6 protein-coding genes are annotated in these 8,636 nt (G+C 48.7%); 1 reads left to right on the forward strand and 5 read right to left on the reverse strand.

Annotated elements, in window-relative coordinates:
- Nucleotides 1–65 precede the first annotated feature (65 nt).
- A complete protein-coding gene (locus tag RDL68_RS05460) occupies nucleotides 66–2,621 on the reverse strand; it encodes a type I restriction-modification system subunit M (protein WP_308540672.1) in 2,556 nt (851 codons plus the stop codon).
- A 136-nt stretch (nucleotides 2,622–2,757) separates the two neighbouring features.
- Between RDL68_RS05460 and RDL68_RS05465 the strand changes: the two genes are divergently transcribed.
- A complete protein-coding gene (locus RDL68_RS05465; RefSeq protein ID WP_308540673.1) occupies nucleotides 2,758–4,155 on the forward strand; it encodes a S41 family peptidase in 1,398 nt (465 codons plus the stop codon).
- 129 nt (nucleotides 4,156–4,284) lie between these two features.
- Here RDL68_RS05465 and RDL68_RS05470 read toward each other — a convergent pair whose 3' ends face one another.
- The 4 genes from RDL68_RS05470 to RDL68_RS05485 form a co-directional block, all read right to left on the reverse strand.
- The gene (locus RDL68_RS05470; protein WP_308540674.1) at nucleotides 4,285–5,454 is read right to left on the reverse strand and encodes a PIN domain-containing protein; all 1,170 of its coding nucleotides are present in this window, start codon (nucleotides 5,452–5,454) and stop codon (nucleotides 4,285–4,287) included.
- 3 nt (nucleotides 5,455–5,457) lie between these two features.
- On the reverse strand, nucleotides 5,458–5,976 hold the full coding sequence (locus RDL68_RS05475) for a CarD family transcriptional regulator (RefSeq protein ID WP_308540675.1): 519 nt from the start codon (nucleotides 5,974–5,976) through the stop codon (nucleotides 5,458–5,460).
- Between the two features lie 114 nt (nucleotides 5,977–6,090).
- The gene (locus RDL68_RS05480) at nucleotides 6,091–7,476 is read right to left on the reverse strand and encodes an AAA family ATPase (protein WP_308540676.1); all 1,386 of its coding nucleotides are present in this window, start codon (nucleotides 7,474–7,476) and stop codon (nucleotides 6,091–6,093) included.
- Nucleotides 7,473–8,636: ATP-dependent Clp protease ATP-binding subunit (locus RDL68_RS05485; protein ID WP_308540677.1), on the reverse strand; the 1,164-nt coding region annotated here is incomplete at its 5' end. The genes RDL68_RS05485 and RDL68_RS05480, both read right to left, overlap by 4 nt.

The raw sequence follows: 8,636 nt of genomic DNA on the forward strand, positions 1-8,636 counted from the left end.
CTTACGCTGTTCCCAAGCTTCCGTAAATTCCTTAAAACGAATGACCGGAGTAGCTGATTTTTCGCTCATTTTTCACTACCTCCAAGCCATTTTTGCAGTTCCGCCAATCCAAGCATGTCAAATTCACTGCCCGATAGGTCGTCCATCATGGCAGAAATCGATTTTTCCGTTTCTGCTATTTGCCGTTCCACTTCGGCATAGGTCGTTTCATATTTCTTGGCAAGGGCTTCCAGTTTTGCAACCAATTTCGATACAACGCTGTCCGGTAATTGCATGATCGTATCGATAAGCGGATGAATCCACTTCTCTTTAAGAAGCGCCATAACCTGTTCGTCCGACAGTCCTTCAATCGTTTCCTTGGTTTTCTCTTCCAGTAGGGTGCTTTCCTTCTTTATTGCTGATTTTAACGCTTTTTCTTCTGTATTCCGTACGGATACCGTTTTGAGCTTTTCCTTTGTCTCCGGCTCAAGGCTATCGTCTTTTAGTGCTTTTTTTATTTCGGCAAATACAAAGGTATCTTCGTTGATAAAGTCCCCCTCTTTTTCTTCCTCCGAAAGGGTGTCAAGGATTTCCTCATATTCAGAGGAAATTTCCGAAAGCCGGTTCTCCTTGTCTCTTATCGCTTCTCTGTTTTCGGCAAGAAGGGTGCTTTGGATGAGCGAAAAAGGAATAATGCGCCCTTTCCATCCCTCTTGTATTTCCTGCTCACTATTGCCTTTTTTCTTCACCACCATATTCGGATCAACGACTTTGGTCGCGCTAAACCCTTCGGTTTGGATAATCTCCAAATCTATCGCTATCGTATTCCAATCCTCGTCAAGTAACTGATACGCTTCATACTTATCCACCAAGGGAATATCGCGCATTCGAGCAAAAATGTTCTCCGACAGAACCTCTTCTGTTTTGGAGATGTTCAAGTTCTCCATTTTGGCGATCAAGACATCACATAAATACGTATAAAAATCACTGAAAGCGGTCTGAAATTCGCGTTCAAAATGCTTTACATCGGCATGTTCCTGAATCGCCTTTTTGATATCCTTAACGATGAGTCTGCCGTACTCTGATGAAGTGTTTTCAAAAAGAGCCGAGCGAAGTGTCGGAAAAGCGTTCCAATATTCTTGGAGCTCGTTTAGCTCAGAAAGCGGAATCCCGCCGAACATCGAAGCATAAATATCCCAAGACTCCGCCGCCTCGGAGGAGTCAACATACCGCGGAATATTTAAGTTATAGTCGTTTTCTCTGATTTCATCACGGCTGACAACCTTTGAGAATTTATCTACACTTTCTCTACGCGTGACCACATCGACTATTCTCTTCAAATCGGAAGCCCGAAGTTTGTTGTTTTTTCCTTCTTTGATAAATCCTTTTGAGGCATCCACAATCAAAACATCGGTGTTGGTTCTCTTTTGTTTTAAGACCATGATGATGGTCGGAATGCCTGTTCCATAAAAAATATTGGCAGGAAGTCCAATAATCGCGTCAATTTTATTTTTTTCGATTAAGTTCTTGCGAATTTCGCCTTCTTCTCCCCCACGGAAAAGCACGCCGTGCGGAAGGACAATCGTCATGATTCCGTCCGGTTTAAGGTGATAAAGGTCGTGCAACAAAAAGGCATAGTCCGCTTTGCCTTTGGGCGCAAGTCCATAGCCGGCGTAACGAGGATCCGTTTCTTTATCGGCTGGATTCCAAGTCTGCGAATACGGCGGATTGGAAACCACCGCATCCACATAAAGCGGTGTATAGGATCCTGTCGGGTCATTTTCGTCAAAATAGGGCCAGTCCTCCTCCAACGTATCCCCATTTCGGGTGACAATATTATCCGCTTCAATACCGCGCATAACCAAGTTCATACGAGTGAGATTATATGTATTTTGCTTTAACTCCTGTGCGTAATACTTTACTTTATTGGTACCCTCAATATACTTGGATGCACTCTTTCCAATGTTAATCAGCAAAGAACCCGAACCGCTTGTCGGATCGAATATTTCGATTTTATCTCTGTCTTGCAAGTGATTGGCAACGATTTCGGACATCAGTAAAGAAACTTCGTGAGGGGTATAAAATTCACCCGCTTTTTTTCCTGCATTGGCGGCAAATTTTTCAATCAAATATTCATATATGAAGCCCAGCACGTCATAGCCTTGCTTGCCATCCATCGGAATATCCTTAATAAGCTGTATAAGTTCACTAATCGACTTGGACTGTGAGGCTGCACTATCCCCCAATTTCGATAAGCCTGTTTGAAGCGTATCAAAAACGCCCTCGAATACTTTTTTATGCGTTGGATTGATTAAACGGCTGAATGCGGAAAGCGCATCACGAACATCCTGAACACTGAAATCGCTGCCTTTGGCAAGCCAGGTGGAAAACAAATGATCATACGAAATGAAATACCCTAAATTCTTTTGAATGCTTTCCACCGTTTCCGCATCTTCTTCTGTCAATTCCGGAAGATATTCGTCCGTCCAGTCGTTTGCTTTCAGGTATTTCACCTCTTTTTCGGAGAGAAACTTATAGAAAATAAAACCCAAAATATAATCTTTATATTCGTTCGCTTCGATTTTCGAGCGCATTTTATTGGCGGACTCCCAAATTTTAGCGGCTAATTGTTGCTTATTCAATGTGAACCTCCCTACAAAGGACATGCCACGCAATTATCGCACCATGCTGTTTTCCACTTTCTCTGCCCCAGTGTGCGTGTACATAGTATATCATGAGAATCTGCTAAAATAGAGAGGAGCATTTACGGAGGAAGGCATGAAGCAAAACCCGAAAAAAATAGCCGCCCTGGAACAACGGGTGATAGAAAGCCAGCGACGCCATGACCGCAAACAGGTCATGAAACGCAATCAGAAGCGTATGCGTCGCCGCAGACGTGTTTTTGCGTTGTTTACGCTTGCGCTGTTGTGTGCTGCAGGCTATGGAGGATACACCCTCCTTCGGCGAACTTTTTTCAATGCGCAATTTGAAGAACTGCCGATGCTTCGAGAACAGGCGAATCAAGCCGCGCTTGGAGAACTGCTGCCCTCCGATACCACGGGACGTCCGCTCACGGCAGCGGAGAAAATTGCTGACGCGAGACAGTTGCAGGCGCTGCTCAAGAAAATTCCGGCGAGCCTTAGCCCTACGGATGTCGATGCGGTAAAAGTGACCCTGGATAATCTGGTGGTGCGTGCCGAAAAGACCGCTTCTGATCAAGAATTTTTCCGTGTGCTGCAGGAAATGGTAAAAGCCGCCGGCACGCCAACTTCCGCCATGCTTCTGCCGAATGACTATACCAATCTCTGTCGCAATCTCGGCAGCGGGTTTTACGCAGCGGACTCGCCGTATTCCCTGGCGCTTTCGGATGAACGGGTTGCTGCACGCTATGCGCGGTTTCGCAAAGAAACCGAAAAACCAAACAGCGCAGCAAAAGCGGAAAATTTTGTCCCACCGGCCATGCAAGTGGATACGACGACGGATACGGCTATTCTCTCTCATCTTGCCTTTGAAGATGGCGCGTATCGAACACAGAAAGAGGAACTTGCGCGTCTGTTGAAGGAAGCGCGAACGCATAAACAGGTGCTTTTTGATTTGCGCAATACACACGGCACGTCTATCGAATACTGGGCGGAAGGTATCCTGCCCTATCTAACGACCTCCACATTCGGAGCGGAAACGCAGCTGTTTTTTGCGAACGGCTTTGACGACTACGTGGATTATCTGTCCCTCAAAGAGCGCATGGAGAGCTTTGACCTGGAAGATGAGCGAAGAAGCGTAACAGGGCTTAAAAACGAAGAAACGCAAAACGCAGTAAACGATATGGCTTACGCCAAAACGCTGACCATTTCCACGAAAGGCAACACCGAGACACTTGCTCCGGCAAACGTCGTATTGCTTGTCGATGAAACCACGGGTGGTGCGGCAGAAACGTTCGCCGACTTTTGTCATCACCTGCAAAATGTGGAAGTGGTTGGAAGAAAAACCGAAGGCAGTGGCTGGAAAATACCCGCCTTTCCGGTAAAACTGTTACATTCCGGCTTCATTGCGCTGCTGGATCCTATCCTTGCGCTTGCTCCGGAGGGAGAAAGCCTACAGACTAAGACCGGCGTTCAACCAGATAAAACCACGAACGAACACGACTTGTTGTCTTTTGCGCTAAAAACGTTACGCTGAACGTGTGAAATGCAGAGGTAAACACGGGAAAGAAAAGAGTAAAACAAATCCGATGAAGAAGAACGAGACAAACAAAAGCCGCAGCGCTAAATCGCTGCGGCTTTCGTGATTAAGATAAGTGCAAATAAATTATTCCGGCAGACGGGTGAAAATCATCTTCCCGGCGGAAGTCTGTAATACCGAAGTGACCACCGTGTCCACGGTGTTTCCGATTTCGTCGTAGCCGTTTTCCACAACAATCATCGTGCCGTCGTCTAAGTAGCCAAGACCCTGCCCCGGTTCTTTTCCCGGCTTGATAATGCTCACGCGCATGTGCTCGCCCGGAATGACGATGGGTTTCAAGGCGTTCGCTAAGTCGTTGACATTTAACACGGGAATGTTCTGTACGGTCGCCACTTTGTTCAAATTAAAGTCATTGGTAACCAGCCGTCCCCGATACCGATCGGTCAAGACCAGGAGCTTGAGATCGACTTCTTTCGGCTTGGCAATTTCGGTATTGTCAATATGAATGTCCTGCCTTGCCTGCGTCTGCATCTCATGAATGCGATCCAGTCCTTTTCTTCCGCGCTCCCGACGAAGCGCATCGGACGAATCGGAGATATATTGCAGCTCTTCCAGCACATAGTGGGAAACAATAATGGGGCCTTCCAGGAAACCTGCTTTCATCACCTCAAAAATGCGCCCATCGATAATCACCGAAGTATCCAGGATTTTCGGACTGCCTTCAAAGAAGTCGTCTTCTTCGTCCCTGTCTTCCTCTGCCTCTAAGGCTTTTGCCAAACGTTTTTTTCTCTTTTTCTCGTTGCTGCGTTGGGTACGCTCTTCATCTCTGCGCGTCAGGTTGTCTCTGAACTGCTGCACGGCTTTCATGATGTCATCATGATACATGCTGGCAAGCCGTACGCCTAACAGACCTAATACCGCATAGATGGTAATCGCAATCAATACGCCAATCACATTGCCTACGCGACTGATGCTCAGCTGAAGCACGGGATTGCTGATTATGCCGGCAATCAATAAGCCGATAATCAGCCCAATCGTGCGCAACACGATTTCACTGAGCGGCGCTTTACGAATTTGTCTGGACAGGGCATCGACACGATTGCGAATGAACCGCGCCCATCTATCCGCCATGGCGAAAAATAAACCAAAACCAACGGCTGCGCCAACCAGATAGCTTATCATCCGCTGCATCGTACCCCAGCCCTGAATCAGACGAAAATCAAAGACAAGATAGATTAGCACTGCTCCCAACGCGGCACCGAATATGCCGACTACGGCCCGCATAACTTGTTTCACCGTTTACTCCTCTTCCGCGCCTCCTTCCGGCGCCACATCTTCGTCCAGAGTGATGGCTTCGTCAATCATCTCTCCGGCTTCCTCTACTGACAGCGAACCGACAATAATCAGCTCGGAAATCAGCATTTTCTTCGTTTTGTTCAGCATTTTCTTTTCCGATGTGGAAAGTCCTTTTTCCATGTCGCGAATTTGCAGATTGCGCACGACATCCGCCATTTCAAAAGGATCACCTGTTTTCAGGTTTTCCAGATTTTCTCGATAGCGCTGGCTCCAGTTTTCTGCCATTTTCGTGGAATCTTGGCGCAGAATTTCCATCACGCGCTCGCCGTCAGCATGACTCATGACCGGACGAATGCCAATCTTCTCCATTTGTTCCACCGGAATGGAAATGCGGATGTTGGCAATGGGCATCTGCAGAATATAAAACTCCTGTCGCCTTCCCAACAGTTCCTTTACTTCCTTGCTGATGATGGTGCCGGCACCCTGCATCGGATAGACGACGCGGTCTCCGATTTTATACATGACCTCACCCCCTCGTTTTCATTATAACGAAAAACCGTTCCTTTCGCGAGGGGTTCATGAAAATTCAATAGTTTATCGAACTCTTTTGGTCTTGTCAAGACAAAGAACGGGAATTTATGGTCTTTTATGAAGCGCCTGCAACACATCGGTCAACGTCTTTGCGCAACGCATTTCAAGACGCAATTCTTTTTTTAGCCGTTTCACTAAAGAGGCATGTTCTTCGGCAATAAACGCCCGACGAAAACCGAGCCGATCCAGTTCACGCAAACGCCGCTCCATCTCGGTGGCGCGCTTGAGCTCGCCGGTAAGCCCCACTTCCGCACAAAATGCGTCTTTTCCGTCAATCGTCCAACCTTCTGCGGCAGAAGCGACCGCCACCAATATTGCTAAATCGCATATCTTTTCTCGCAGGGCAAGACCGCCGGTCGCCTTAAGCACTACACTCTTGTCGTGTAAGGGCTCATGCGCGCGCTCCGCTAAAATGGAAACCAGCGTATTCAGGTCATCCCGACGAAGCGAGTCGCCGATGCGCGTAGGGTATGCCTCATACGACGGAGAAACGAGTGCTTCAATCTCGATCGGAATAAGACGAGATCCTTCTTTTTGCAGCGATACGGCCGCACCGGAAATGGGATGATCGCGTCTGGTCAAAAAAAGATCGTAGGGGTTAGTGACATCGCACAAGCCATCCGCGCTCATTTGAAACAGCCCCACCTCATCGGTGTAACCGAAACGGTTCTTGGTGGAACGCAACAGGCGCAGTTCATCGGAATAGCCGCTTTCCAGATACAGCACCGTATCCACCTGATGCTCCAATGTGCGCAACCCTGCCATCGTTTCGTCTTTTGTGACATGCCCCACGACAAATGCCGCCATGGGGCGACTGCCTTGTTTACATGCCGAAACAATGGCTGCCGTACACTGCACCGTTTGCGTGGGTGTGCCCGGACGCTGGGCAAACTCGGCAAGTGCTATCGTCTGAATGGAATCGACGATGAGTATCGCCGGTTTGAGGCGTTGGCTCTCGGAAAGCACGGCATCCAGTGAACTGGTAGAAAGAATGTAAACTGTATCGGGGCAAGTGCGCAAAATACGCTCCGCCCGCATACGAATCTGCGGTGCGCTCTCTTCGCCGGAAGCGTAGAGCACTCGCACGCCGCGCGCCGCTAATCTTCCTGCCACCTGCAAAAGAAGGGTGGACTTCCCGGCGCCCGGTTTTGCCGTCAGCATAGTCACCGCGTCCGGAACCAATCCGCCTCCTAACACACGGTTTAACTCCGGAATGCCGGTATCGACGCGATCGGCTTGCGAGAGCGGCACTTCAGGCAGCGGCAGGGCTTGTTCTTCCGCCGCTTCCGCCTTTCGTCCAGCTGTCGCACGACCGGTTTCTATGGCGACTTCCTCCATGGTGCCCCATTCGCCGCACACAGGGCACTTTCCGCTCCATCCCAGATCCAGATGACCGCAGGAAGAGCATTGATAACGTGTTTTTACCGTCATGCTTCCTCCGCAGGCGTAACAACGACTCCATTCTTTTCCATACGCAAGGTGTACGCCTTCCCTTTTTCGAGGGTACCGCTTAGCATTTTTTCCGCCAGCACATCCTCTACTTTCGTGCGGATAGAACGTTCCAGCGGACGAGCGCCAAATTCCGGCTGAACCGAAATTTTCGTCAGGTGGCGAAGCACCGGATCGGTATAACTCATGGGATAACCCAGCTCTTCGACGCGCACCATCAACTCATCCATCAGCAATCCGGCAATGCGTAAAATGCTTTTTTCGCTTAATCGATGGAAGACGATGATATCATCCACGCGATTGAGAAATTCCGGTCGGAAGGTCTGCTTGAGTTCTTCATGTACCACTTCTTTCATACGGTCGTATTCGTCGATCTCCATCGTTTCTTCCAGTCCAAAACCGAAACGTTTCTCTGTCGCTAACTGGGAGGCACCCACGTTGGAGGTCATGATAATCACCGTATTGCGAAAGTCCACCAAACGTCCTTGGCTATCGGTTAACCGCCCTTCGTCAAGAATTTGCAGAAGCAGGTTAAAGACATCCGGATGCGCTTTTTCCATTTCGTCAAACAACAGTACGGAATACGGCTGTTTACGCACCATCTGCGTCAGTTGACCGCCTTCTTCATAACCAACGTATCCTGGAGCGGCGCCCACCAGTCGGGAAACGGCGTACTTTTCCATGTACTCGGACATATCCACGCGGATGACGCTCTCTGCCGAACCAAACAACTGGCGCGCAATTTCTTTTGCCAGATACGTTTTTCCTACGCCGGTGGGACCGACGAAGATAAACGTGCCAATGGGGCGGTTAGCGGATTTCAATCCCACTCTGGCGCGTTTTAACGCGGAAGAGACCGTCTCTACGGCATGGTCTTGCCCGATAACCGTCTTTTTCAGCGCTTCATCCAAATGAAGATACTTGTCGGCTTCTTTTTCGTTCATGCGCGTCACCGGTACATTCGCCCACTGCGATACAATCGTCGCAATCTGGTCAAAACCGATGGTCGGCCATTGTTCCTCTTTTTCTTTTTGCTGCTCTAAAAACGCTTCGTGCTGTTTTTCCAATGCCGCTAACGTATCACGCAGCTTTGCTGCTTCTTCAAAATTCTGCGTAAGCGCCGCTTTTTGCTTTTCCTCTTC

It is taken from the genome of uncultured Murdochiella sp. (assembly GCF_902488755.1).
Taxonomy (GTDB): Bacteria; Bacillota; Clostridia; order Tissierellales; family Peptoniphilaceae; genus Murdochiella.

Excerpts from the sequence above, each read along its gene's own strand:
- RDL68_RS05465 (WP_308540673.1), top strand. The coding sequence starts at position 2,758 with ATGAAGCAAAACCCGAAAAAAATAGCCGCCCTGGAACAACGGGTGATA.
- RDL68_RS05475 (WP_308540675.1), bottom strand. The coding sequence starts at position 5,976 with ATGTATAAAATCGGAGACCGCGTCGTCTATCCGATGCAGGGTGCCGGC.
- RDL68_RS05480 (WP_308540676.1), bottom strand. The coding sequence starts at position 7,476 with ATGACGGTAAAAACACGTTATCAATGCTCTTCCTGCGGTCATCTGGAT.